We start from the raw sequence: 24,607 nt of genomic DNA, 5'->3' as shown, positions 1-24,607 counted from the left end.
CCGCTCGACTTGCATGTGTTAAGCACGCCGCCAGCGTTCATCCTGAGCCAGGATCAAACTCTCAAATATAATCCTTGTCTCAGTAAAAATTTACTGACTTGGTTGTTGTTCATAAATGGTGTGGTTTTTAATCGAAATTAAAAACTATTTATGGTTTACTATCCAGTTTTCAAAGTTCATCTATTAATTCGTATTTCCTCTTTCGAGGCTGTTTGTTTTGCCCTCTCGCTGAGGACATGTATTAATATATCACGATGACTTTTAACCGTCAACACTTTTTTAAAAGTTTTTTTTAATCCACAGTCCTGTGAATTATTTCCAATCACAGGTTTTACTTTTACCAACGCATTCATTTGTTTTCCACAATTAATCCACAGAAAATAAAATTATTAAAAACAAGTAGATTTTTCTTATAACACTTGAATATTCAACACTCTATAAAATAAAAGTTATATTAGCATTAACAATAATAAATAATGAGAACTCACCTAATTTAAAATAATTCAGATATCTAGATCTAAAATAAAAAAGGACTGCCTGATAAGTCAAATAGAATATAATAGTTTAACGTTAAAAACTATTATATTTTATTTTTCTATTTCAAAGCAGATCCTCAATCTATTTTATTAAAAACGTTAAAGCTTCATATCATAAATTTATATTGATTTATTTTTTAGATGGAATGAATTTACTTAGCTTCTTGCCTTTAGGTAATTTTTCTATCTCTTCTTTAGTTATTCCTCCAATTAGAATAAGCACTACAACATAAACAATCATCGCTAATACTATGGCTATGACAGTAGATAATGAATTCCCTAGCTTATCAGTAAGCCCCATATGAGTAAGTTTCGCAACTACTCCCATAATAGCTGCTGTTAAAAGAGGTTTTATCAGAAGATGGTTTATATCAAATTTTATGTTAAGAAGTTTTCTAACCCAATATACATCAAGTCCTGCAGCTATCATGTATGCAAGCACAGTACCTATCGCCGCTCCTTTTACATTAAGAGAAGGAATAGATGTAAGAGTATATGTGCATACTAGCTTAAATATAGCTGCGATGAAAAGATTCATAACTGGAATTTGAGATTTCCCTAAGCCCTGAAGAATTCCTGTCAGGGTTTGAATTAAGCTTAAAAAAACTACTCCAAGTGACATGAAAAATAGTATCTGTCCTATCGATGCTGGCTCGTTAGGATATAGAAGCTGCATTATAGGCGTAGCAAGAACCATAAGTCCAACTCCAGATGGTAGTCCTAAAAGCACCGCCATTCTTACACTTAGGTTTGCATTTTCCTTTACACTCTCCATATCTCTAAGCGCATATGCTTGAGATACTACCGGTACTATACTCATAGCTATAGACATAGTTAATACTTGTGGCAGATTTATTAAGGTAGCAGCCATTCCTGTGAGCTGTCCATAAAGTGCATTAGCTTCACTTTGACTATAACCAGATGCCATAAGTCTATTTATTACTATAGAAACATCTATCATATTCATAATAGGCATAACAGAAGCTCCTATTATAATAGGAAGAGCAATAGTGAGCATACTTTTTATTATTACTTTATAGCTTTCTTCTTCAAATTCTTCACTTTTCAAAAGTTCTTTTTCAATTTTAGGCTTATTTATGTAATATACAAACAAAATAAATGCCATGCCAAATATTGCTCCTGCTGTAGCTCCAAAAGAACCTCCAGCTGCTGCATAATCTAGCCCTTTTGGCATAAGAAAATATGCTAGTATCAAGCCAAAACCTACTCTAGCTGATTGCTCTATAATCTGAGATACAGCTGTAGGTGTCATATTGTTTCTACCTTGAAAATATCCTCTGTACGCAGCCATTATAGGTACAAACAACAAAGCTGGAGCCAAAGCTACCATGGAATAATATGCATTTGGGTTGTTAAGTGCGTTAACAATAATTCTTGCACCAAAAAAGAATATTGAAAACGTAAGCAGGCCTAAGACAAGTAATATTTTCAATGTGATAGTAAACACTCTATGTGCACCTTTATAATTCCCAACAGCTCTTCTCTCAGATACCATTTTTGATATAGCTATAGGAAATCCAGATGTAGAAATCGAAAGCAATAATACATATATAGGATAAGCTGTCTGGTAATAGCCCATACCTTCACTAGTTATCAATCTTCCAAGAGGTATTCTAAAAAAAGCTCCTAAGATCTTTACTATAAGACCTGCAACTCCCAGAACAACAGCTCCCTTTAAAAATGAGTTTTTACTCATGAATTAACCTCCTCACAACAAAAGGCAGGTATTTATTAAATACCTGCTTTGCAATCAATCATTATTTCTTAAAAAATGTCCCGATTTTCCACCGGTTTTTTCTAATAAAAATATTTCGCTTATTTCCATTTTTTTATCAACGGCCTTGCACATATCATAAATCGTAAGAGCTGCAACAGTAGCAGCTGTTAAAGCTTCCATTTCGATTCCAGTCTTATAATGGCATCTTGCAACTGCAGTGATACATACACGGTCACTTCCCATAGGCTTTATATCGAGTTCGACTGAATCTATAGGCAAATTATGGCACATCGGTATTAGCTCATGCGTTTTTTTAGAAGCCATAATCCCTGCTATTCTAGCACAAGAGAATACGTCTCCCTTAGGCATTTTTCCTTCGCAGATAAGCGTTAGGGTTTCTGGATTCATCTTAACAATTGCTTGGGCTTTAGCTTCTCTTGCAGATATAGCTTTTTCTCCTACATCCACCATCCTGACATGACCCTTTTCATCGATATGTGTAAGCTCCATTTTTACTGCTCCTTTAAACTTAGGTTTATAATTTGCAATATATTAATTTTCTGTACTTTCTTCCTCAGCTGGTTGTTCTTCGCTTTGTGTTTCGCTCTTTGATTCTTCATCAGCTTTTTTTAGAGCAGCATCATTTTTTTCTATTTTAGCACTTTCCTTTAATGATGCAACAAAATCTAAATAAGATTTTTGAGCTAGCTCATTCTTTATGTTTTCTTTTACATCTTCAAAAGGAGTAACTTCGTTTTTCTTTTCAAAAACCTTTATTATGTGGTATCCGTAAGTTGTCTCAACTAAATCAGAGACTTGGTTAGGCTCAAGAGTAAAAGCAACATCTTCAAATTCTTTAACCATAACTCCTTTAGCAAAGAAGCCTAAATCTCCTCCGTTTACAGCTGATGCCTCATCTTGCGAATACTCTTTAGCAAGAGCTGCAAAATCTTCACCAGCATTTACTTTTGCAAGTACTGCTTCTGCCTCTTTTTTAATTTCAGCAATTTTATCCTCTGGTAGAGGAACAAAGTTTTCATCTACTGTTTTTAATAATATGTGAGATGCTTTAACTTCATTCACATTGTAGTTTTCTTGATTGTCATCGTAGTATTTTTTTAAGTCTTCTTCAGAAGGTGTATTTTTCTCCATGAATTTTTCCTTATACTCAAACACTATTGTATCTGTCTCTAATTGCTTCTTTAAAAATTCATCTGTGATACCCTCTTCTTTTAAAAAGGTTTCATAATCAGGTAAGCTTTTAACCTGCTCTTTAAACTGAGTGAATTCTTTTTCAAACTCATCAGCATCAACTGTTATGTCCTCTTTTTTTGCTTCAGCTAATATCAGCTGATCTTCAATTAGCTTCTCTAATACTTGGTCTTTCAAAATCTCATTATAGGTTTTGCCTTGTCCTGAGTCTTGAGTCCAAATATCAGCCCCTACTGTAGCTTCAATTTGTTTTTTAATAATCGCTAGATTTTTTTCATAATCAGAGTATGAAATTTCTACATCATTTACTTTCGCTGCCCATTCATTAGCAGATGCTGTATTTGAGCAAGCTGCCAAACTGAATATCATCAGCGATGACATTATCAAACTTAATAATTTTTTCACCTAATAATCAACTCCTTAAAATTCATAAAGGTATTATAACATCATTTCTAGGAAGGATGATATGTTTGTAATTAACTTGTAACTTTCCTTTTCCTTAAAGTCTTTTTTCACGCTACTTTCAGGAGTTGGACCAACAAAAGAAATAACTGTTTTATTTTGTTTTATTTTAAGTATTCCAAGTTTTTCTCCAAGAGCTTTTATATATGCTATATGCATAAGATTTCTAACAGGCTCAGGTATATTTGAAAATCTATCTTCTACTTCCTCTTCTATCTCATAAAGGTCTTGCTTGCTTTCAATTGATGCTATTTTTTTGTAAATCTCAATCTTGCTCATTTCATCGTCGATATAGTTTTCTGGGATATACGCATTGATATCGAGTTCTATTTCCGTGTCTACTTTTTGCTCTACGACCTGTCCTTGAAGATTTCTAATCGCAGCATCTAGCATCTTAACGTACAAATCATATCCTATTTCAGTCATGTGTCCATGCTGTCTTTCACCTAGTATATTTCCAGCTCCACGTATTTCTAAGTCTCTCATAGCAATTTTGAATCCACTTCCAAACTCAGTAAATTCTTTAATTGCTTTAAGACGCTTTTCAGACACTTCGGTAAGCACCTTATCCTTTTGATACATAAAGTAAGCATAGGCTTGCCTAGAGGATCTTCCTACTCTTCCTCTTAGCTGATAAAGCTGTGATAGCCCCATTTTATCTGCATCATAAACTATCATAGTATTTGCATTTGATATATCCATACCAGTTTCTATTATCGTAGTAGACAGTAAAATATCATACTCTTTTTCTAAAAAATCCACCATTATATTTTCAAGCTGTCTAGGACTCATCTGCCCATGAGCAACCGCTAAGTTAGCATCTGGAACCAGTCTTCTTATTATATCAGCCATCTTATCAATAGTTTGAACTCTGTTGTATACAAAAAAAACCTGACCGCCTCTTGCAAGCTCTCTTTCTAAAGCATCTAGAATTATTCCCTCTCTTGCCTCAGTCACATAAGTCATTATAGGATGCCTATCTTCTGGTGGTTCTTCAAGTAGACTCATATCTCTAATTCCAGACAATGAGAAATGCAAGGTTCTAGGAATAGGAGTCGCAGAAAGAGTAAGTACATCTACATCCTTTTTAAGCTTTTTGAGTAGCTCTTTATGCTTCACTCCAAAACGCTGTTCTTCGTCCACTACAAGAAGCCCTAAATCTTTGAACGAAACATCCTTTGATAATATGCGATGTGTTCCAATCAATACATCAACTAAACCTCTTCTGGCATCGTCAATGATTTGCTCTTGAGCTTTTTTTGTTTTAAATCTACTCACTACCTCAACCCTAATAGGATATCCTGCAAATCTCTCTTTTAAATTATTGTAATGCTGCTGAGCAAGTATAGTCGTAGGAACTAAAAAAGCTACCTGCTTAGAATCCATGCAAGCTTTAAATATAGCTCTAATAGCAACCTCGGTCTTTCCGTATCCTACATCACCACATATAAGTCTATCCATAGGCTTGATGTTTTGCATGTCTTTTTTAACATCCTCAATGGCATTTATTTGATCTACAGTTTCTTCATAAGGGAATAGCGACTCAAACTCCTTTTGCCAAGGAGTGTCTTCTGTAAATGCATAGCCCCTTGCGTCTCTTCTTTCGGCATATAAATCAATTAAATCCTGAGCAATCTCGTCTACTGCTTTTTTGGCTTTTGCTTTTGTCTTTTTCCATTCAGAGGTTCCAAGCTTGTTTAGCTTTACAGCATCCCCAGCTCCAGTACCGATGTACTTTTGAACTTTATCCATCTGCGATAAAGGAACATACAGGGCATCTCCAGCACTATAGACTATTTTTATATAGTCTTTTCTTATATCATCAAACTTCTTGGATTCTATACCTACGAACTTACCTACCCCGTAAGTTTCATGAACTACGTGATCTCCAGCTTTTAAATCTATAAAGCTTTCTATTTTTTTACCCTTGTGCTTGATTTTTTGTTTTGAGCTTTTTTTGGTTACTCCAAACATTTCTTTATCAGATATTACAGCAAGCTTGCTTTTGGAGTAAACATAGCCTTCAGTAAGTCTTCCTTTTACTAAAACTACTTTCCCCTCTGGAATTTCAGCTTTTCTATCTCTTAGATATATAGGCTCCAAAGAAGCATTCGAAAGCTCTTTATAAAGGCTCATTATAGTATCTTCATCTCTTTCAACTAGAACTATAGTATAGCCTTGCTTTTTCTGGTATTTTATTTCCTCCAGTAGCGCTGGAATTTTTCCTTGAAAGGACACAGGCTCTCTAGTTTCAAAATTCACTATAGAAGCTGTATTAAATCCTTTAACTGACTTTGGAAGAAACGACTGCAATACAATAAAATGGCTTCCCATGTATTCAGTAACATAATCAAGATTATAAAGCAGCTCTCCTTGTCCTTTTAACGCAAAGCCCTTTTCAAGAGCGTGTTTATAATCTTCAGAAAACTCTTCGAAATAGTTTTCCCCTTTTTCCAAAACTCTATTTGGCTCATGAATCACAAAAATAGCTTCTTTATTAATATAAGAAAATAAATCCTTTCTTTCATCTGGATATATATAATCTATATACTTATGCATACCTTCAAAGTAATGACCCTCAGAAATTCTTTCAATGTCAAAAGCTAGGTCATCATTACTGGATTTACTTAAATCATCAGAAAGTCTCTTAGCTGCTTCTTCAAAGCCTTCTCTAAATAAAAATTCTCTAGCTGGACTGATAGTAATCTGCTTAATTTTATCTATAGATTTCTGACTTATCGGATCAAAGGTTCGTATAGAATCAATTTCATCGTCAAAAAATTCCAATCTATAAGGAAGCTCAGCAGTTGGCAGGTATATATCCAGAATCCCTCCACGAAGAGAAATCTGCCCTGGTCCTTCTACTCTTGCTTCTCTCTCATAGCCATAATGAACGAGTAAATCAACTAACTCTGCCAAATTCCATATTGAACCTATTTCTAAATCCAGCTTGCTTTCCACATAAAGTCTTTTAGGCAAATACTTCCTCATTAAAGTCTCAACTGATAAGACTAGAATGTCATAGTCTTCCTGCGCAAGCCTAATAAGAGATTCTATTCTTTTGCTTTCTTCTTTTCTATCCTTGGCTTCTATGGCATAAAATCTAGTTTCTTCGTTTTTAATAAACAAAACTCTATCCGGATTATAAAACTCCAAGTCTGTATATATACGCTCAGCTTCAATCTCGTTTGAGGTTACAAGTACTAGCTTTTTTTCTAAATTAGCACTTAAATAATGAGCTATATGAGCTCTTTGAGAACTAAGAAGCCCATTTATAAGAAGAGGTGATTTATTTTGACTGATATTACCAAGAACACTGGAAAATTCAGTTTTATTTTGTAAATTCAGAAGAAATATGTCTTCTTGCATATCAAAGGCTCCTTCTCAAATAAAAATCCAATAAACTCTATAACCTATACATTGTATTTATTCATAGCTTTATCTATATCTTCCTTTATAGCTAGCACTATAGCATCAGCCGTATTGTCAATAGCTTCGCAAAGCGGTTTAATTTCATCCTTATTAAATCCAGAGGTAACAAAGCTCGCTAAATCCTGTCCATTCTTTGGCTTAGAAACTCCTATTCTAAATCTAGGAAAATCATCAAATCCTGTTAAGTAAATGATATTCCTCATACCATTATGAGTTCCACCACTTCCTTTTTTTCTGATTCTTAGTCTTCCAACATCTAAATCAATATCGTCATATATTACAAAAATTTTATCGTGATCTGGCTTATAAAAATTAATAGCCTGCATCACAGCTTCACCGCTTAGGTTCATATATGTCTGCGGCTTTATAAGCACGACCTTTTCAGAGCCAATATTCCCCTCTCCTATAAGAGATTTAAATTTTAGCTTGTTCACTTTGATTCCAAGCTGTCCTGCCAATACATCCACCGTGACAAACCCAACATTATGTCTTGTCTTTTCATATTTAGAACCTGGATTCCCAAGCCCAACGATTAAATACATACATTTCTTCCTTTCGTATAACGCCCAAAAAGAGCCTAGTATTAGGCTCTTGGAATGTCAATTTCTTATATAGTACTTAAATATAGTACCTTAATTTATAATTTAATCTAAACTTTTATTTATAATTATTGGACTAAACTATAAGCTTTTAAACTACTTCTCTACAGTAAATAGTTTGCTTACTGACTCGTTTGCAAATATTTTTCTGATAGCTGAAGCAAATATCGGTGCTACGCTTTCAACTTTTATCTTTTCAATACGCTTTTCAGAAGAAAGTGGAAGAGTATCTAATACCACAACTTCTTTAAGCACTGATTTTTCTATTCTGTCTATCGCTGGTCCAGAAAGAACTGGGTGAGTACAGCAAGAGTAAACTTCCTTAGCTCCAAATTTCTTTAAAGCTTCTGCTCCATTTACAAGCGTACCCGCAGTGTCTATCATATCGTCAATTAATATAACGTTTTTGTCTTTTACATCACCTATTATATTCATAACTTCTGATACGTTGGCTTTTGGTCTACGCTTGTCAATAATTGCAAGAGGTGCATCCAGTTGCTCTGCAAATGTTCTCGCTCTTCCAACGCTTCCTAAATCAGGAGACACTACAACTAAATCCTGAATATTTTTCTTTTTAAAATGCTCAGCTAAAATTGGTCCTCCATGTAAATGGTCTAGGGGAATATCAAAATATCCTTGAATCTGAGCAGCATGAAGGTCCATAGTAAGAACTCTGTCAGCTCCAGCAGCTGTAATTAGATTTGCAACAAGCTTTGCAGTAATAGGATCTCTTGCCTTAGCTTTTCTATCCTGTCTTGCATATCCATAATACGGAATAACAGCTGTTATTCTTCCTGCTGATGCTCTTTTAAAAGCATCAATCATAATAAGAAGTTCCATGATGTTTCCATTTACAGGTGAACATGTAGGTTGGATGATAAAAGCATCTACCCCTCTTACTGTTTCATTAATATTTACAGATATTTCTCCGTCGCTAAAACGGCCAACTTCTGCATCTCCTAATGGAACTCCTAACTCCTTTGCAATATCTGCTGCAAGTTCCTTATGAGCATTACCTGTGAAAATCTTAATCTCACTACCACTCGTGTTCATTACAAAATGACCTCCTAAAATATTTTATCTATAATCCTTTTTTAGTTCTCCAGCCTTCTTTTATTACCTCTCTAGCTCTTGCTACGCATAAAGCACCCTCTGGAACATCTACTGTAACAGTAGAGCCAGTAGCTATATAGCCACCCTCTTTTACTGTAACTGGTGCTACCAGATTAGAATTAGATCCTATAAAAGCATTATCTTCAACAATGCTCTTAAATTTATTTTTCCCATCGTAATTCACAAATACTACGCCGCATCCTATATTAACATTTTTTCCAACTATTGCATCACCTATATATGAAAGATGAGATGCTTTTGAGCCGTTTCCTATCTCAGCATTTTTGACTTCTACAAAATCACCTATTTTTACATCTTCCCCCAAAACTGATTTTGGTCTTAGATAAGCATATGGTCCAATCGTAGTTCTAGCTCCTACCTTGCTACTTAATATAGTTGAGCTTTTTATAGTAACATGATCCTCTATATGAGAATCCTCTATTGTAGTATTTTCTCTTATAATACAATCTTCACCTATAACGCTGTTTCCTTTTATATGGCAGTTAGGATATATTATAGTATCTCTTCCTATTTTAACATTTTTATCGATATAGGTTGAGTTTGTATCTATTAAGGTCACTCCATTTGCCATGTGCATTTTGTTTACGTCAAGTCTCATAATTCTTTCAGCTTCACTAAGCTGGAGTCTGCTATTTACACCCATGATCTCCATTTTATCAGCCTGATAAACGCCAATTCTATGTCCTGCATTTTTTATATGCTCTAGGACATCTGTGAGATAATATTCTCTTTGGGCATTGTTTACACTTAATTTCGATAGATTTTCTTTCAAAAGCTTTCCATTTATTATGTACATTCCTGCATTAATCTCTTTAATGGCCTTTTCCTCTTCACTTGCATCCTTTTGCTCTCTGATGCGCATAAAGTCGTTTGACTCATCCCTTATTATTCTTCCGTATCCAGTTGGGTCATCTTCTACTGCGCTCATAACAACGGCTGCATAACCCTCTGATTTTATTTTTGTCATCTCTTTTAAGGTTTCACCTTTAATAAGCGGTGTATCTCCGCAAAGTATAAGGACCTCATCTTCATCGTCAATATAATGCTCCGCCATCATGACTGCATGTCCTGTTCCAAGCTGTTCCTCTTGAAGTGCAATTTCAGCTTTATCTCCTAAGTGTTCTCTTACCATATCAGACATATGGCCAATTACCACTATTGGTTTATTATTTGTTACCACCTGAGCAGCTTCCATTACATGGTCTAGCATGGGCTTATCTAAAACCTTATGCAGTACCTTTGGAATCTTGGATTTCATCCTTGTTCCCTGACCAGCAGCAAGGATTACAATCTTCAAGTTCATAATATAGCCTCACTTTATAAGTTTTTTTTAAGAAATCATTCGTGTTTACCATAGACTATCATAGCATTTTTTTCAAAAAATGTATAGAATTGTTAAAAAAACAAAAAAATAAGCCTTAATTGCATATTGCAACAAGACTTATTCAATAATTTTTATTTTTATTCTTGCTCTACATAATCCTCGTCTTCTTCAACTTCCATTCTGACCTTAGCTTCCTCATAGGCTCTTAAAATGTCATCCTGGAGGGATTTTCTCATCTCAGAATTTATAGGATGTGCAATATCTCTAAACTCTCCTTCTCCAACCTTTCTGCTAGGCATAGCAATAAACAATCCACTTTGTCCTTCAATGATTTTGATATCGTGAACAACAAAAGCATTGTCAAAGGTCACTGACACAATACCTCTCATTTTACCTTCTTCTGATAGTTTCCTAACTCTCACATCCGTAATTTCCATCTGTTTTCCACTCCTTTTTGCTTAATATTTATTCGTCCTATGAATTAAAGTTCTACATCAAAATCAAAATTCCTGCTAAAGATTTAAATTTTCTGAAATTTTGTTAATTATTTTTTCATTTGGCCAAACCTTGTTCTTTACACTTTGTTCATCCAGTTCTAGAAGAGAAAAGTAATTATCTATCATCTTTTCTTCAGGCTTGGTGGTCGATATTAATACCCCAGTAGCTGCAACTTCAACTTTGAATTCCTTCATTAAATCATGCATTCCCTTTAAAGTTCCTCCGCCTCTCATAAAATCATCTATGAGAATTACCCTAGAGCCCTCTTTTATATTTCTGCGTGGCAAGCTCATCGTCTGAACAGTTCCACTAGTCCCAGATACATATGTAATTCCAAGAGATGAGCCCTCAGAAATCTTAGAGTTCTTTCTTATAATGAGCAGTGGTATGTTCATAGCTTTGGCGGTCATAAGTGCCATAGGGATTCCTTTAGTTTCTATGGTCACCAAATAATCTACATTTGTATAGTCAATCACTGATGCAAAAATGTTTCCGATAGACGCAACAATGTCTGGATCGTAAATTATATCTATAAGATATAAAAATCCTCCCGGAAGAACTCTATCTTCGCTTTGAATTTTTTTGCTTATGGTTTGAAGAAAGTTGTAAACTTCATCCTTTGAAACGTCAGGAATATATCTCACCCCTCCAGATGCTCCTGGAATGGTTATTACTCTTCCTAGCTTCATTCTTTCAAATACGCTTTTTACAAGCATGACATCTTCACTCAAAGTGGATTTTGCTGTATTGAATTTTTCAGTAAAATAACTTAAAGTAAATGTTTTGTTCGGATGCTCTGTAAGTATTTTTACTATTGCACCTATTCGTTCGTTTCTTTTTAATTTCATATATTAAGCTCCTTTAAAAATCCGATTAAATATGAGAAAACACGGTATATATTTTATATAATCCGTACATTTAACCATAAATATACCACGGATGTTTGTTTTTTAAAAGATGCATTTTGCAATTTTCTAAGAAAAAAATGTTATTTTGTGATATACTCATTAAGGATTTTAAGATTATTGATTTATATTGCATTTAGAAGTATAATTATATCTTAAATTATATTTTATAATTTTAAGGAGTTGCCAATATATGAAGATACATTTTATAGGAATCGGCGGTATCAGCATGAGCGGACTTGCTCACGTCTGTATTAACTTAGGGTACGAGGTGTCAGGCTCAGACAAATCCATGAGTCCAATTTTGCAAAAGCTTATTAACGAGGGCGCTACTATTTACATAGGACATGACGAGTCACAATTAAGTGAAGATATAGATTTAGTAGTTTATACAGCTGCTGTAAAGGAAGATAATCCCGAGCTTGCAAAAGCAAGACGTTTAAAATTAAACATAATTGATAGAGCTCAATTTTTAGGCGATATCATGAAAAAATATGAAAATTCTATTGCTATCTCAGGAACTCATGGCAAAACAACCACTACCTCAATGACAACTGTTGTTTTTAACGCAAACGACGAGGATCCTACAGTTTTAGTCGGTGGAAATCTAAGTGTCATCGATGGAAATGTCAGAATAGGTAACTCGGAGGTTTTTATAACTGAAGCCTGTGAATATGTGGACAGCTTCTTAAAATTTTATCCTAAAATAGCAATTATTTTAAATGTAGAGGAAGACCATTTAGATTATTTTTCAGGTTTAGAACAAATCGAAGCTTCCTTCGCAAAGTTTGCATCTCAGGTAAAGCCTGATGGCTTTGTAATTGCAAACGGAGATGACGAAAATATACTTAATGCTTTGAAAGATGTAGATAAAACTAAAATATATTTTGGAAGAAATGAAAATTGTCAGGCAATAATTCACGATGAGGTTTATAATTCATCAGGATATGCAACTTTTTCTCTATCTATGGATGATAAATTCATAGGCAGATTCACTTTGCAAGTGCCTGGAAAGCACAACGTCCTCAATGCTACAGCAGCTATACTATCTGCTTATGTAAGCAAGCTTCCACTTGATGCAATAAAAACTGGTATAGAATCCTATACTGGTGTTGGCAGAAGATTTGAATATAAAGGTGAAGTAAACGGAATCAAAGTTTATGACGATTATGCTCATCACCCTACTGAAGTTGCCGCTACTCTAAGCGCTGCTAAGATGATTAAGCACCATGTTCTTTATACTGTTTTCCAGCCCCACACCTATACTAGAACTAAAGAGCTTCTAGATAGGTTTGCAGTTAGCTTTAACGATTCAGATGTAGTTATCATCTCTGATATCTATGCATCTAGAGAAAAGGATCCTGGCAATATCCACTCAAAGGATTTGGTCGAAGCTATAAAGAAATCTGGAAAGGATGCACTCTACATAGGTTCACTAGATGAAGTTCAAAACTATCTAGGTTCTGTCCTTGAGCCTGAAGACATAGTATTTACTATAGGCGCTGGAGATGTGTACACTCTAGGAGAATCATTGCTTCATAAAACAAATTCATAACGTTAATAAATATCTCAAGCATAAAAAAATTGATATAAAAAATCAAAAATCCCTTTAATATAATTTATAAATCAAAATAAATTAAAAATCCTAACATATACTGAGAATTTACATTTTGTAAATCTGAATATGCTAGGATTTATTTTATTGTGTATTAAACACACTTCTTAATCTATAAATAATACTTTATTTTCTTTTATTGTATCTTTCCTATTTATTTAGTACCTTTGCATAGGCATTTGCAAGTGAAGCAAACTGCTTCATATCAAGAGTTTCACCTCTAAGCTGAGCGTCTATGTTAGCAATTTCTAATGCCATTTTTGCTTCTTGCTTTCCCCCTATGCTTCCAAAGGTCGAAAGTGCATTAAGAAGAGTTTTTCTTCTTTTTGAAAATGCAGCTTTTACTACTTCAAAAAATAAATCTTCATTTATAAGCTCTATCCCTTTATCCTCTTTGACCTCTAGCTTGATAACAGCTGAGTCTACGCCTGGCTCTGGGATAAATGCTCCTTTTGGAGCTTTTGCAACGATATCAGTATCACAATAATACTGAACGGCTACAGAAAGAGAGCCATAATCCTTTGTGCTAGGCACAGCGTTTATTCTATTTGCAACTTCCTTTTGAATCATAATAACCATGGTTTTAAGTGGAACTTTTTCTTCTAGGAATCTCATTATTATAGGAGTCGTAATATAATATGGCAGGTTAGCAACTACCTTCACCTTCCTATTTGGCGAAAATTCATTTACTAGCTCATGCAAATCAGTTTTGAGTATATCCTGATTTATTATCTTAATATTATCTCTATCAGCGAGAGTTTCACTTAGTATAGGTATTAAGTTCTTGTCTATTTCTATACTTATAACCTGCTTTGCTCTATATGACAGCTCTCTAGTAAGCGTTCCTATCCCTGGTCCAATTTCTATTACAGTATCTTCGCTATCTATTTCTGCGCTATCAACTATTTGGCTCAGTACATGCTCATCGACTAGAAAATTCTGTCCTAGAGACTTAGTAAATCTAAACCCGTATTTACTTACTATATCTTTTGTAATTTTATGCGAGGCTAAATTATTCATTATCTATTTCCAGCTCCTTTAATGCCGCTTCAAATTCTTCTCTTTCAATACCATAGTTATTGAGCCTGTTTAAAAACTGCTTTGCATTACAATAGCCTATTCCTAGCTTTTTTCCAAGTACATCTCTTCTAAAGCTGGCATTTTCCATTCCTACTAAGTCATAACTTAGCATATCGGCCTGAGTAAATTCATTTCTCTTATCCACTTCTTCATATCTAGCTTTTTCAAGAGCCAGTATTATGCTCTCTGGTGAAGCATTTTCCACACCTACATCGTCATTTTTCAGTCCGGCTTCCTTTGATATAAAGGCATGCTTGCAATTTCCTACTAGCTTTGTTATTTTATCTCTTATCCGCTCTCCAGCATAGTCTGGGTCAGTAAGAACTATTATGCCTCTTTCCTTGTGAGCCTTTATTATTCTTTCAACTACTCCTTTTGGAAAGCCGTATCCATTTGTAGCTATAACTTCAGCATCTACAGCTTTTTTTACTGCTGAGATGTCATCTTTGCCTTCTACAACTATTACTTCTTTAATCATTATCTCAATCCTTTATACACTCTATATAATATTTTATCGCATTAATCATAATATCACGACAGAAAGATAGAGGCAAATTTTTATTATTAGAAATAAATTTGTGCACTGCGTTATTTTACATTTTTTGGGGTATATAATTAACAGATTAAGAGGAGGTGCATATTATGCCTAGCATTCTAGCATTTTTCAATGATAACAAATCAGCTCACAACTGCATGCTCGATGTGAAAAAGAATATCAAACAAAGCACTCGTGTCTATACTGTAGCCCAGCATGAGTATAAGGAAGCTACTAATGACACCCACTTTGCCCAAGTACAAGCGCAGAAATCTAGAATAAGCACAAAGGTTGGAGGTTTTTTAGGACTTCTAATTGGGGTTGCTTTTGCTGTGGCTGTAGAGGTGGATTTATTTTCCTCTATGAGCACCTTTGCAGGAATTCTCTTTATAGTTATAGCTAGTGCTGCTGCAGGAAGCTTAATAGGTTTATTTGTTCTTTCTGCAACCGACAAACTCTCCAAAAAGAGCGAGTCTTTTAAAGAAGAACGTGGAGAGCTCATATTAATCGTAGAAAACCCTAGCGATGACAAGGATAAAATCGTCAGTATAATTGAAAAATACAATCCTGATAAAATCAAAGTTTATTAATATTAAAAAATAACAAAATCAAATTGAACTTCAGGTCTGAAAAATAGCATAAAAATTGCTTAGTAAGCTTATGCAAAGTCATAATTAAAAATCCTAGATTACTCACTACAAATAAAGTTTGTAGATGATGATAATCTAGGATTTATTGTTGTGTAAATATTGCAGCTATTTTTACAAACTTAAATTAAAAAACTTAATGGCGTTTTCCATAGTAATCTCAGCTATTTTATCCACTGATATTGCTCTTAGATTAGATAACTCTTCTGCTACATATTTAACTTTAGCTGGGTCATTTCGTCTTCCTCTAAATGGTTCCGGAGTAAGATATGGTGCATCTGTTTCTATGAAAATCTTATCTAGTGGCATATTTCTAGCAACCTCTTTTAGCTTGTGGCTCTTTTTAAAGGTAAGAGGACCAGCAAAGGAAAGATGACAGCCTAGCTTAAGATAAAGCTCAGCCATTTCCATGCTTTGACTAAAGCAATGAAGCACGCATCCTATATCCTTTTTATATTCCTTTAAAATCTCATAGGTCTCCATAGATGCATCTCTAGAGTGAATTATTATAGGTAGATTTACTTTATTTGCAAGCTCAATCTGCTTTATAAAAAACTCTCTTTGGAGCTCTCTAGGAGAATTATCATAATAATAATCCAGTCCGATTTCGCCTATAGCAACCACCTTTTCGTGCTTTGCCATCTGCTCAAGCTCTATCAAATCTTCTTCTTTTATATCCTTTACATCATGAGGATGAATCCCCACAGCAGCATAAATAAAATCATATTTCTCTGCTAGCTTTATAGCCGCTCTTGAGGTTTTCATATCTGCTCCTGGATTGACAACAAGCGATACATTTTCTTCTTTTAATTTTTCGATTAAAAGCTCTCTATCTTCGTCAAATCTCTCATCATCCAAATGTGCATGTGTATCAAAAAGTTTCATTTATCTTACCTCTACTCCATCTTCTATACCTTCTGCTTGAATTACTACTAGCTTAGAATCGTCATCTGTAGCAGCAGAAAGTATCATTCCCTGAGACTCTACTCCTCTAAGATTTACAGGCTTTAGATTAGCTACTATTACTACATTTCTTCCTATTAAATCTTTTGGATCATAAAACTTAGCTATTCCAGAAACTATCTGTCTTATTTCAGAGCCTACCTGAATCTTAAATACAAGAAGTCTATCTGCTTTTGGATGCTTAGATGCTTCTAGGACCTTACCTACTCTTAGCTCCATCTTAGCAAAATCATCTATAGTTATTTCGTCCTTGTGAATGATTTCCTTAGTTTCTGCTTCATCCTTTACAGGCTCCTCAGTTTTAGGTTTAAACATACTTTCCATAACCTCTAGCTCTTTTTCAATATCTAGTCTAGGGAAAAGTATCTCTCCTTTTGCAACCTTTGTTCCTGGCTTTAAGCCTCCAAAGCTAAGAGCGCTTTCATAAGTTCTAATCTCTTCACCAGCAGAAAGCTGCTCAAATATTTTTTTAGCAGTTATATGAAGCAGTGGGCTTATCATAACTGTTACAAGTCTTAATGCTTCTGCTAGGTTGTATAAAACAGTATCAAGCTCGTCTTTTTTAGTTTCATCCTTAGCAAGTACCCATGGCATAGTTTCATCCACATATTTATTGCTTCTTCTTACTACCTTCCAAATTTCCTCTAGTGCTTCATTAAACTGCATTCTGTTCATTGCATCGTCGACTTTAGCTGGCATAGACTCTGCAACCTTTTTTAGCTCAGCATGAACTGAGTCAAATACCTTTGGCTCTGGAACTATGCTGTCATTGTATTTTTCTATCATAGATACTGTTCTAGAAAGCAGATTCCCAAGGTCATTTACTAGGTCAGAATTTATACGAGTTAAAAAGTTTCTATTTGTGTAGTTACCATCCTGCCCAAAAGTAAACTCTTTAAGAAGGAAGTACTTAAGAGCATCTATCCCATATCTTTCAATTATAGGCTCAGGATAAACAATGTTTCCTTTTGATTTACTCATCTTATCTTCTGAGAAAAGTATCCAGCCATGTCCATACACCTTGTCTGGAAGAGGAAGATCTAAAGCCATAAGTAGCGCTGGCCAAATTATAGTATGAAAACGTACTATTTCTTTTCCTACTATTTGCATATTAGCAGGCCAGTATTTTTCCATAAGACTTTCATCTTCAGAAAGATATCCAAGTGCAGTAATATAGTTGCAAAGTGCATCTATCCACACATAAATAACATGCTTGTCGTCAAAAGGCACTTTTATTCCCCAGTCAAATGTAGTTCTAGATACTGATAAATCATCTAGCCCAGCATTTATGAAGTTGTTTAGCATCTCATTTTTTCTTGACTCAGGAAAACAAAAATCTGGATGAGAATTATAATAATCAACTAGTGGCTGTTGGTATTTTGATAATTTAAAAAAATAAGAGCTTTCCTTTTTCTTTTGAACCTCTCTTTTACAATCTGGGCAAAGGTGCTCTTCGCCTACCTGTGTGTCTGTCCATAGACTCTCACAAGGAATACAGTACCAGCCTTCATATTCTCCTAGATAAATATCTCCTTTATCGTAAAGCTTTTGAAAAATCTTTTGAACTGCTTTTTCATGTCTCTCATCTGTAGTTCTTATAAAATCATCATAGGAGATTTCCATAGTTTCCCATAGTTTCTTTATATCCTCTATCATGCCGTCAAGGTAATCCTTCGGCATCATTTTCTTTTCAGCAGCTGTCTTTTGGATTTTTTCTCCATGCTCATCAGTTCCAGTTAAAAAACGTACATCAAAGCCTGTAAATCTCTTATATCTAGCAATAGCATCAGCTGCTACTGTAGTATAGGTATGACCTATATGAAGTCTTCCGCTCGGGTAGTATATAGGTGTCGTTACATAAAAGGTTTTATTTGACAAAACAATCACTCCCATCATTTAAAGTATATAAAAATTATCATACAATAACCAAAAATTTATGTCAATCAAAGCCTAGTTAATTAAGCTCTAAAGCCTTATTTAAAGCCAATTTATCGTTAAAGAATAAACAATTGATTTTAAGGTTGTCTTTATTCTAAATACTGATAAAATTAGATTATGTACTATTAAATTCAGACACTCTAGCTTAATTAATAATATTATAGTTATGGTGTCTTTTATATGAATCATGTTTTAACATAATAATCTAAAGGACGTGTTTATCATATGAGAAATTTGACAATGCTGACAGATTTATATCAGCTAACTATGATGAATGGATATTTTAAATCCAATATTCATGAAGATATTCTAGTATTCGATATGTTTTTCAGAAAAAACCCAAGCTCTGGAGGTTACACTATAATCGCTGGCATAGAGCAGGTAATCGATTACATCGAAAACCTAAAATTTTCTGAGGAAGATATAGACTACCTTAGAAGCTTGAATTTGTTTGGAGAAGATTTCTTAAGCTATCTTATTAACTTTAAGTTTACAGGAGAAATATATGCAGTAAGAGAAGGTACTATAATGTTTCCTAATGAGCCTATAGTAAGAGTAAAAGCTCCTGCTGTAGAAGCTCAATTAATAGAAACAGCTATACTAAATATGGTTAATTTCCAATCGCTTATAGCAACAAAAGCCTCTAGAGTATGCTACAGTGCAAACGGTGACCCTGTTATGGAATTTGGGCTAAGACGTGCTCAAGGACCAGATGCTGGTCTTTATGGCGCTAGAGCTGCTGTAATAGGTGGATGTGTAGGAACTTCAAACGTCCTTACTGGTCAAGAATTTGAGCTTCCTATACTTGGAACTCATGCTCATAGCTGGGTACAAAAATTCCCAACAGAGCTAGAAGCATTTAGAGCGTATGCAACTACCTACCCAGACAAAACCATGCTGCTTATCGACACCTACAACACTCTAGAAAGCGGACTTCCTAATGCTATAAAGGTTTTTGACGAGTTAAGAGCAAATGGTCATGAGCCACTGGGCGTTAGAATAGACTCTGGTGATTTAGAATATCTTTCTAAGGAAATAAGAAAAATCTTGGATGACGCTGGATATCCTAATGTCAAGATAACAGCATCTAACGACCTAGATGAATATGCTATATCCACTTTAAAATCACAAGGTGCTAAAATCGACATCTGGGGAGTAGGAACAAAGCTAATAACTTCTAGCGACTGGCCGTCACTTGGTGGTGTATATAAGCTAAGTGCAGCCATGGAAAATGGTGAGCTAGTGCCTAAAATTAAGCTATCTGAAGATCCTCAAAAAATAAATAATCCAGGTTATAAAAGAGTAGTTAGAATTTACAATAAAACTACAAACAAAGCTGAAGCTGACCTTATGATGCTTGCTGATGAGACTATTGATGAATCAAAGCCCCTAAAAGTCTTCCATCCAGTTTACACTTGGAAAACTAAGATTTTCTACAACTACTATACAAAAGATTTGCTTGAGCCTTTGTTTGTAGATGGCAAGCTTGCTACTAATAGATATAAAGTAAAAGAAATAAAAGAATATGCTCAAAAAGAAAAGGATTCTTTCTGGCCACAATATTTAAGAATTTCATCTCCCGAAAGATACAAAGTAGACTTATCAGAAAAGCTTTGGGAGCTTAAAAACGAGCTTATTGAAATGAGAAAAAAAGATCAGCAATAGCTAGAATTTAAGTCAAGCTTATTATAATCTGTAAAACAATTTCCTAAAAAAATAAATCCTAGATTATGTCTACAAGCTGTTATTTGTAGATGATAATAATCTAGGATTTTTTATGAGTAATTTTAAAGCTATAGAATTTAATATTAAAGCCTTATTTCTAGACTCCTATTTGCCAAATGCGCCTTCCCAGTCTTGCATAAATTTCTCAATTCCGATGTCAGTAAGAGGATGCTTTGTCATTTGCTTTAGAACTCCAAATGGAATAGTTGAAATATGAGCTCCAGCTAAAGCAGCATCAGTAACATGCATTGGGTTTCTAATACTTGCAGCTATTACTTCCGTATCATAGCCATGAATATCAAATATATCTACTATATCTCTAACCAAATTCATTCCTTCAGTTCCTATATCGTCTAGTCTTCCTAGGAAAGGGCTAACATAAGTAGCTCCTGCTTTAGCAGCAAGTAGGGCTTGATTAGCTGAAAATACTAAAGTAACATTAGTCTTTATGCCTTCCTTTGAAACCACAGATACTGCTTTTAAGCCATCTACAGTCATAGGAATTTTCACAACTACATTTGGATGAATTTTAGCTACCTCTCTAGCTTCTACAATCATCTTTTCTGCTTCTAGGGATATAACCTCTGCCGATATAGGGCCGTCTACTATAGAGCATATTTCCTGAACTACTTCATTAAAATCTCTTTTTTCTCTAGCTACAAGCGAAGGATTTGTCGTAACTCCATCTACAATCCCCCAACTAGCTGCCTCTCTAATTTCTTCAACATTTGCTGTATCTAAAAATATCTTCATCTTCTTCCTCCTAGTTTTTAATAATACTGCATGCTAACCATGATTCTAGTAGCATCAAGACCGCCTAGTCTTTCTATACCAACTATAGTTACATCATCGCCTTTATATATCTGTCTTGCTCTTAAGGTGTTTCCAGTTTTTATATCTTCAATCATAGTGCTACTATCATAATACACTTTTATAGTATTTCCATCCGAATCCTTCATCTCTATTATTCTGTCTCTGTCATCATGATATACGACCTTTCCTACATACATGGATTGCTTATAGCTTCCATCTGCAGAAATTTCTTCAATTATATTGCCGTCAAGATATACATCCACTTCATAGCCTAGCTTAAGGTCATTTACAGATGAGCGTCTACCATCTATTCTAACTTGCGTATTTATATTTACATCTAGGGTATAATCCTTATTATCCGAATCTGCAACTATAATTTGAGTCTTGGTTGAAGAAATAAGAATTTGCTTAATTACACCTTTTCTTATTCTAGACTTTACACTCGCAGACTCTATTGATGTGATTTTGCCATTTTGCATAACAGCTGTAATTTGGTCATTTATACCAAGCTCATTTAAATTATATACTCTTGAACCATTTCTAGTAATACGAACATCGTCGGCAACCTCATACTTATTTTCTCTGCTATTTTCTTCTATTACTATACTACTGCTTCTAATATCAGCCACTGTGCCATATATTGTTTTGTTTGACGAATAGGCTTTAACTTCTGTCGCCTTGCCTGAAAGCACGAATATTTCTATCTGGTCGTTAGCTCTGATTTGAGATAAATCTACATTCATCCCATCCAAGGTTATCTTGGTAGTAGCATCATATATATATCTTTGAACCTGTCCATCTGATAAAAGCTGAATTGTTGTTCCCATTCCAGTTCCACTAAATACACCTGTAACCTTTTGTTCCTTATCAGCTATAATTATATTTCTCGCCTTATTGCCTTCTTCATAAAGAACTTTAACCTTATCCTTAATTTTTAAGTCAGAAAGACTTGCAGGTGAATTTCCTATCTTTATTTGAATCATAGAATTGTTGTTTCCAAATGAGTGAAATACTCCTGATGCCGAAGAAATTGTAAAGCTAGTGTAATCTCCAACAGAAGTCACAAGCTCAACAGTACCATCCATAACGCTGAGCGAATTATTGGCAACAGCTTGAGTTCCTGTAGAAGGAATAGTGCTAGGAGTTTGCACATTTGTAACGTTGTTACTATCTACTTGAGCAGTGTCAGTATTAATAGTAGGTGATAACTGACTCGCATACTTATATGCATTGGCTAGCATTACAGCCATCTCAGCTCGTGTAACTGGTCTTTGAGCTCCAAAATTCCCGTTTTGATCTCCACTTTCACCTATGATTCCTTTTTTTATCATTATATCTATATAAGGTATTGCTTGAGCTGGTATTGTTTGAATATCCTTGTATTTCAAAACTGCTGTTTTTCCAAGCTCTGACTCCCAGTTTAAAGCTCTTACCATATAAACCATAACCTCATAGCGAAGTGCTGCATTTTGAACATTTTTTTGAGACTGATTCATTATTTTTGATAGAAAATCATCTGTCCCTGGAATTATATTGTTTTCTACAGCAAAAACTACATAAGGCCACGACCAGTCTGGAATCTTATAGCTTACTAGCTTGCCTTCCCATGCATCTTTTTTAGATGCATAAACCTGATTTATCTGATCAGTACTGAACATCTTACTTATCATAATTATAGCTTCTAGCCTACTTACAGATTTATCTGGTTTAAAGCTTCCATCTTCATACCCACTGATAATTTGCTTTTCCTTTATGTTTTGAACATAGCTTTCAGCCCAGTGTTTTGACATGTCAGTGTATGATGCTGCAAATGAAGTTGCAAAGCTTGAAAATACCATTGCACTGCAAAGCAGTATCGATGCTGCTTTTTTTCCACGTGTCATAGCTACCCCTCCTCTAAGTTCACTTAAGATTCAACCCTAATTTTCAATATTTAAATATAATTATAATGTAAAATTATTTCTCTAAGACTACAATTTTATTACATATTGCTGCTAACTGTTTTTTTCATATACTCTAAAAATCCATCTCTAAGCTCAGGATTCTTTAATGCAAAATCGACAGTGGCTTCTAAAAAGCCTAGCTTGTCCCCTACATCATAGCGCTTGCCCTCAAATACATAGGCATACATAGCTTGATTCTTGCACAGAGTTTTTAATCCATCTGTAAGCTGAATTTCTCCATTTTTGCCTGGCTTTGTATTTTCTAATATATCAAATATTTCTGGAGTTATTATATATCTTCCAAGTATTGCTATATTTGATGGAGCGGTTTCTATATCTGGTTTTTCTATTAAGTCCTTCACCTTATAAATGCCGTTTTCAATATATTTTCCCTCAACTATTCCATACTTGTCAACATCCTCATTTGCTACCTGCTGCACTCCTAAAATTGTAGTATGGTATTCCTCGTAGGCTTCTATAAGCTGCTTTAGACATGGCTTCTCTGCATCTACTACATCGTCGCCAAGCATAACAGCAAATGGCTCATCCCCTATAAAGCTCTTCGCACAGTGAATTGCATGCCCTAATCCATTAGGCTCTTTTTGCCTTATATAATGTATATTAATCATATTGCTTATATTTCTAACCATTTCAAGTAAATCTAGTTTTCCTTTTTGTTCTAATTCTAGCTCTAATTCCACAGATTTATCAAAGTGATCTTCTATTGATTTTTTATTTCTTCCAGTAATGATAAGAATCTCTTTTATACCTGAAGCTACTGCTTCCTCTATTATATATTGCAGGGTTGGCTTATCAACTATAGGGAGCATTTCCTTTGGCTGTGCTTTAGTCGCAGGTAAAAATCTAGTCCCAAGTCCCGCAGCCGGTATTATAGCTTTCTTCACAGTCTGCATAATATCCTCCGTATTTTATTAATATTTTCAATATGTTTATATCCATATCTTTAATATTATATCACATTTTTATGTAGTTTACTTTTTAACCAACCTTTTTGAACTTTCATGCATATACACTTGTGAAAGGAGGGAGTTAAATGATAGAAAAAATTTCAATGCCAAGCTCAATTAGACTCAAGTATCTTACAGGCGTGGATACAGATGGGAAGGAAATGTTTAAAACAAGAACCATAAACAACATAACTTCATCAGTAACTGATGAACTGATTTATGGATTAAAAGCTATGCTTGAGGAAGTTCAAAACTCGCCTATAGCAGAATTCACAAGAATAGAAACAAGTAAAATTACACAAAGCTAATAAGGAGGTAAATCATGGAGACAACACTAAATCTAGTATTTGAAAAAGCTAGCGGTAAAAAGCACACTATGAGAATTGCCGACGCAAAGCTCAGTCAAGACCCTATTAAAGTCAAAGCTTTGATGGACTATATCGTAGATAATAATCTAATCTACGTAAAAGATGATGCTCTAGTTGCTGCTTTAGAAGCTAATCTTCAAAATGTTACAGAAAATCCAATTGAATTATAGGT

General features: G+C 34.5%; 21 protein-coding genes and 1 rRNA gene. 5 read left to right on the top strand and 17 right to left on the bottom strand.

The window, feature by feature from the left end; translation table 11 throughout:
* The 10 genes from B5X47_RS06235 to purR all read right to left on the bottom strand — a co-directional run.
* Positions 1-69, bottom strand: a 16S ribosomal RNA gene (locus B5X47_RS06235); the annotation flags it as partial.
* 597 nt (positions 70-666) lie between these two features.
* Positions 667-2,253 carry a putative polysaccharide biosynthesis protein gene (locus tag B5X47_RS06230; RefSeq protein ID WP_079589319.1) on the bottom strand — a complete coding sequence of 529 codons (1,587 nt, stop codon included), beginning with the start codon at positions 2,251-2,253 and terminating at the stop codon, positions 667-669.
* Positions 2,254-2,307: 54 nt separating this feature from the next.
* A complete protein-coding gene (gene moaC, locus B5X47_RS06225) occupies positions 2,308-2,784 on the bottom strand; it encodes a cyclic pyranopterin monophosphate synthase MoaC (protein ID WP_079589318.1) in 477 nt (158 codons plus the stop codon).
* Positions 2,785-2,826: 42 nt separating this feature from the next.
* A complete protein-coding gene (locus B5X47_RS06220) occupies positions 2,827-3,891 on the bottom strand; it encodes a peptidylprolyl isomerase (RefSeq protein WP_079589317.1) in 1,065 nt (354 codons plus the stop codon).
* A gap of 33 nt (positions 3,892-3,924) precedes the next feature.
* Positions 3,925-7,317, bottom strand: coding sequence for a transcription-repair coupling factor (gene mfd, locus B5X47_RS06215; protein WP_079589316.1), 3,393 nt, complete (start codon positions 7,315-7,317; stop codon positions 3,925-3,927).
* Positions 7,318-7,361: 44 nt separating this feature from the next.
* Positions 7,362-7,922, bottom strand: coding sequence for an aminoacyl-tRNA hydrolase (gene pth / locus B5X47_RS06210; RefSeq protein ID WP_079589315.1), 561 nt, complete (start codon positions 7,920-7,922; stop codon positions 7,362-7,364).
* 153 nt (positions 7,923-8,075) lie between these two features.
* Complete coding sequence (locus tag B5X47_RS06205; protein WP_013360696.1) at positions 8,076-9,032, bottom strand: ribose-phosphate diphosphokinase; 957 nt, start codon at positions 9,030-9,032, stop codon at positions 8,076-8,078.
* A 28-nt stretch (positions 9,033-9,060) separates the two neighbouring features.
* The gene (gene glmU, locus B5X47_RS06200) at positions 9,061-10,416 is read right to left on the bottom strand and encodes a bifunctional UDP-N-acetylglucosamine diphosphorylase/glucosamine-1-phosphate N-acetyltransferase GlmU (protein WP_079589314.1); all 1,356 of its coding nucleotides are present in this window, start codon (positions 10,414-10,416) and stop codon (positions 9,061-9,063) included.
* Between the two features lie 158 nt (positions 10,417-10,574).
* Positions 10,575-10,874, bottom strand: coding sequence for a septation regulator SpoVG (gene spoVG / locus B5X47_RS06195; protein WP_079589313.1), 300 nt, complete (start codon positions 10,872-10,874; stop codon positions 10,575-10,577).
* Positions 10,875-10,949: 75 nt separating this feature from the next.
* Positions 10,950-11,783, bottom strand: a complete 834-nt coding sequence (purR, locus tag B5X47_RS06190) for a pur operon repressor (protein WP_013360693.1) — start codon at positions 11,781-11,783, stop codon at positions 10,950-10,952.
* A 250-nt stretch (positions 11,784-12,033) separates the two neighbouring features.
* Here purR and murC point away from each other — a divergent pair, with 250 nt between their 5' ends.
* Positions 12,034-13,395 (top strand): UDP-N-acetylmuramate--L-alanine ligase, encoded by a 1,362-nt coding sequence (murC, locus tag B5X47_RS06185; protein ID WP_079589312.1) that lies wholly within the window; start codon positions 12,034-12,036, stop codon positions 13,393-13,395.
* Positions 13,396-13,605: 210 nt separating this feature from the next.
* Here the strand turns inward: murC and rsmA are convergent, their stop codons facing one another.
* On the bottom strand, positions 13,606-14,475 hold the full coding sequence (gene rsmA / locus B5X47_RS06180; protein ID WP_079589311.1) for a 16S rRNA (adenine(1518)-N(6)/adenine(1519)-N(6))-dimethyltransferase RsmA: 870 nt from the start codon (positions 14,473-14,475) through the stop codon (positions 13,606-13,608).
* Positions 14,468-15,013: a ribonuclease M5 gene (rnmV, locus tag B5X47_RS06175; RefSeq protein ID WP_079589310.1), complete on the bottom strand. Its 546-nt coding sequence runs from the start codon at positions 15,011-15,013 to the stop codon at positions 14,468-14,470. Before rnmV ends, rsmA begins: the two co-directional genes overlap by 8 nt.
* 164 nt (positions 15,014-15,177) lie before the next feature.
* Here rnmV and B5X47_RS06170 point away from each other — a divergent pair, with 164 nt between their 5' ends.
* The gene (locus B5X47_RS06170) at positions 15,178-15,660 is read left to right on the top strand and encodes a hypothetical protein (protein ID WP_079589309.1); all 483 of its coding nucleotides are present in this window, start codon (positions 15,178-15,180) and stop codon (positions 15,658-15,660) included.
* 171 nt (positions 15,661-15,831) lie between these two features.
* Here B5X47_RS06170 and B5X47_RS06165 read toward each other — a convergent pair whose 3' ends face one another.
* Positions 15,832-16,602, bottom strand: a complete 771-nt coding sequence (locus B5X47_RS06165) for a TatD family hydrolase (RefSeq protein ID WP_079589308.1) — start codon at positions 16,600-16,602, stop codon at positions 15,832-15,834.
* Positions 16,603-18,558 carry a methionine--tRNA ligase gene (metG, locus tag B5X47_RS06160; protein ID WP_200805088.1) on the bottom strand — a complete coding sequence of 652 codons (1,956 nt, stop codon included), beginning with the start codon at positions 18,556-18,558 and terminating at the stop codon, positions 16,603-16,605. It lies immediately after the preceding gene.
* Between the two features lie 285 nt (positions 18,559-18,843).
* Here metG and B5X47_RS06155 point away from each other — a divergent pair, with 285 nt between their 5' ends.
* On the top strand, positions 18,844-20,283 hold the full coding sequence (locus B5X47_RS06155) for a nicotinate phosphoribosyltransferase (protein ID WP_079589307.1): 1,440 nt from the start codon (positions 18,844-18,846) through the stop codon (positions 20,281-20,283).
* A gap of 165 nt (positions 20,284-20,448) precedes the next feature.
* On the opposite strand, the gene fsa is transcribed toward B5X47_RS06155, so the two are convergent.
* The 3 genes from fsa to galU form a co-directional block, all read right to left on the bottom strand.
* Positions 20,449-21,096, bottom strand: coding sequence for a fructose-6-phosphate aldolase (gene fsa / locus B5X47_RS06150; protein ID WP_079589306.1), 648 nt, complete (start codon positions 21,094-21,096; stop codon positions 20,449-20,451).
* Between the two features lie 17 nt (positions 21,097-21,113).
* Positions 21,114-23,039 carry an S-layer homology domain-containing protein gene (locus B5X47_RS06145; RefSeq protein ID WP_079589305.1) on the bottom strand — a complete coding sequence of 642 codons (1,926 nt, stop codon included), beginning with the start codon at positions 23,037-23,039 and terminating at the stop codon, positions 21,114-21,116.
* Positions 23,040-23,137: 98 nt separating this feature from the next.
* Positions 23,138-24,013: a UTP--glucose-1-phosphate uridylyltransferase GalU gene (gene galU, locus B5X47_RS06140; RefSeq protein WP_079589304.1), complete on the bottom strand. Its 876-nt coding sequence runs from the start codon at positions 24,011-24,013 to the stop codon at positions 23,138-23,140.
* Between the two features lie 140 nt (positions 24,014-24,153).
* On the opposite strand from galU, the gene B5X47_RS06135 reads away from it, so the two are divergent.
* Positions 24,154-24,375 (top strand): DUF1659 domain-containing protein, encoded by a 222-nt coding sequence (locus tag B5X47_RS06135; protein ID WP_079589303.1) that lies wholly within the window; start codon positions 24,154-24,156, stop codon positions 24,373-24,375.
* A 14-nt stretch (positions 24,376-24,389) separates the two neighbouring features.
* A complete protein-coding gene (locus B5X47_RS06130) occupies positions 24,390-24,605 on the top strand; it encodes a DUF2922 domain-containing protein (protein WP_079589302.1) in 216 nt (71 codons plus the stop codon).
* Positions 24,606-24,607: the final 2 nt, after the last annotated feature.

The organism is Acetoanaerobium noterae (assembly GCF_900168025.1).
GTDB lineage: Bacteria > Bacillota > Clostridia > Peptostreptococcales > Filifactoraceae > Acetoanaerobium > Acetoanaerobium noterae.
This window is presented reverse-complemented; position numbering and strand designations above follow the sequence as displayed.

Coding starts and splice junctions, on each gene's coding strand:
- galU (WP_079589304.1), bottom strand. CDS start 24,013: ATGCAGACTGTGAAGAAAGCTATAATACCGGCTGCGGGACTTGGGACT.
- fsa (WP_079589306.1), bottom strand. CDS start 21,096: ATGAAGATATTTTTAGATACAGCAAATGTTGAAGAAATTAGAGAGGCA.
- B5X47_RS06230 (WP_079589319.1), bottom strand. CDS start 2,253: ATGAGTAAAAACTCATTTTTAAAGGGAGCTGTTGTTCTGGGAGTTGCA.
- B5X47_RS06145 (WP_079589305.1), bottom strand. CDS start 23,039: ATGACACGTGGAAAAAAAGCAGCATCGATACTGCTTTGCAGTGCAATG.
- B5X47_RS06155 (WP_079589307.1), top strand. CDS start 18,844: ATGAGAAATTTGACAATGCTGACAGATTTATATCAGCTAACTATGATG.
- rsmA (WP_079589311.1), bottom strand. CDS start 14,475: ATGAATAATTTAGCCTCGCATAAAATTACAAAAGATATAGTAAGTAAA.
- rnmV (WP_079589310.1), bottom strand. CDS start 15,013: ATGATTAAAGAAGTAATAGTTGTAGAAGGCAAAGATGACATCTCAGCA.
- B5X47_RS06130 (WP_079589302.1), top strand. CDS start 24,390: ATGGAGACAACACTAAATCTAGTATTTGAAAAAGCTAGCGGTAAAAAG.
- B5X47_RS06170 (WP_079589309.1), top strand. CDS start 15,178: ATGCCTAGCATTCTAGCATTTTTCAATGATAACAAATCAGCTCACAAC.
- glmU (WP_079589314.1), bottom strand. CDS start 10,416: ATGAACTTGAAGATTGTAATCCTTGCTGCTGGTCAGGGAACAAGGATG.
- purR (WP_013360693.1), bottom strand. CDS start 11,783: ATGAAATTAAAAAGAAACGAACGAATAGGTGCAATAGTAAAAATACTT.
- B5X47_RS06165 (WP_079589308.1), bottom strand. CDS start 16,602: ATGAAACTTTTTGATACACATGCACATTTGGATGATGAGAGATTTGAC.
- mfd (WP_079589316.1), bottom strand. CDS start 7,317: ATGCAAGAAGACATATTTCTTCTGAATTTACAAAATAAAACTGAATTT.
- B5X47_RS06205 (WP_013360696.1), bottom strand. CDS start 9,032: ATGAACACGAGTGGTAGTGAGATTAAGATTTTCACAGGTAATGCTCAT.
- spoVG (WP_079589313.1), bottom strand. CDS start 10,874: ATGGAAATTACGGATGTGAGAGTTAGGAAACTATCAGAAGAAGGTAAA.
- murC (WP_079589312.1), top strand. CDS start 12,034: ATGAAGATACATTTTATAGGAATCGGCGGTATCAGCATGAGCGGACTT.
- B5X47_RS06135 (WP_079589303.1), top strand. CDS start 24,154: ATGATAGAAAAAATTTCAATGCCAAGCTCAATTAGACTCAAGTATCTT.
- pth (WP_079589315.1), bottom strand. CDS start 7,922: ATGTATTTAATCGTTGGGCTTGGGAATCCAGGTTCTAAATATGAAAAG.
- moaC (WP_079589318.1), bottom strand. CDS start 2,784: ATGGAGCTTACACATATCGATGAAAAGGGTCATGTCAGGATGGTGGAT.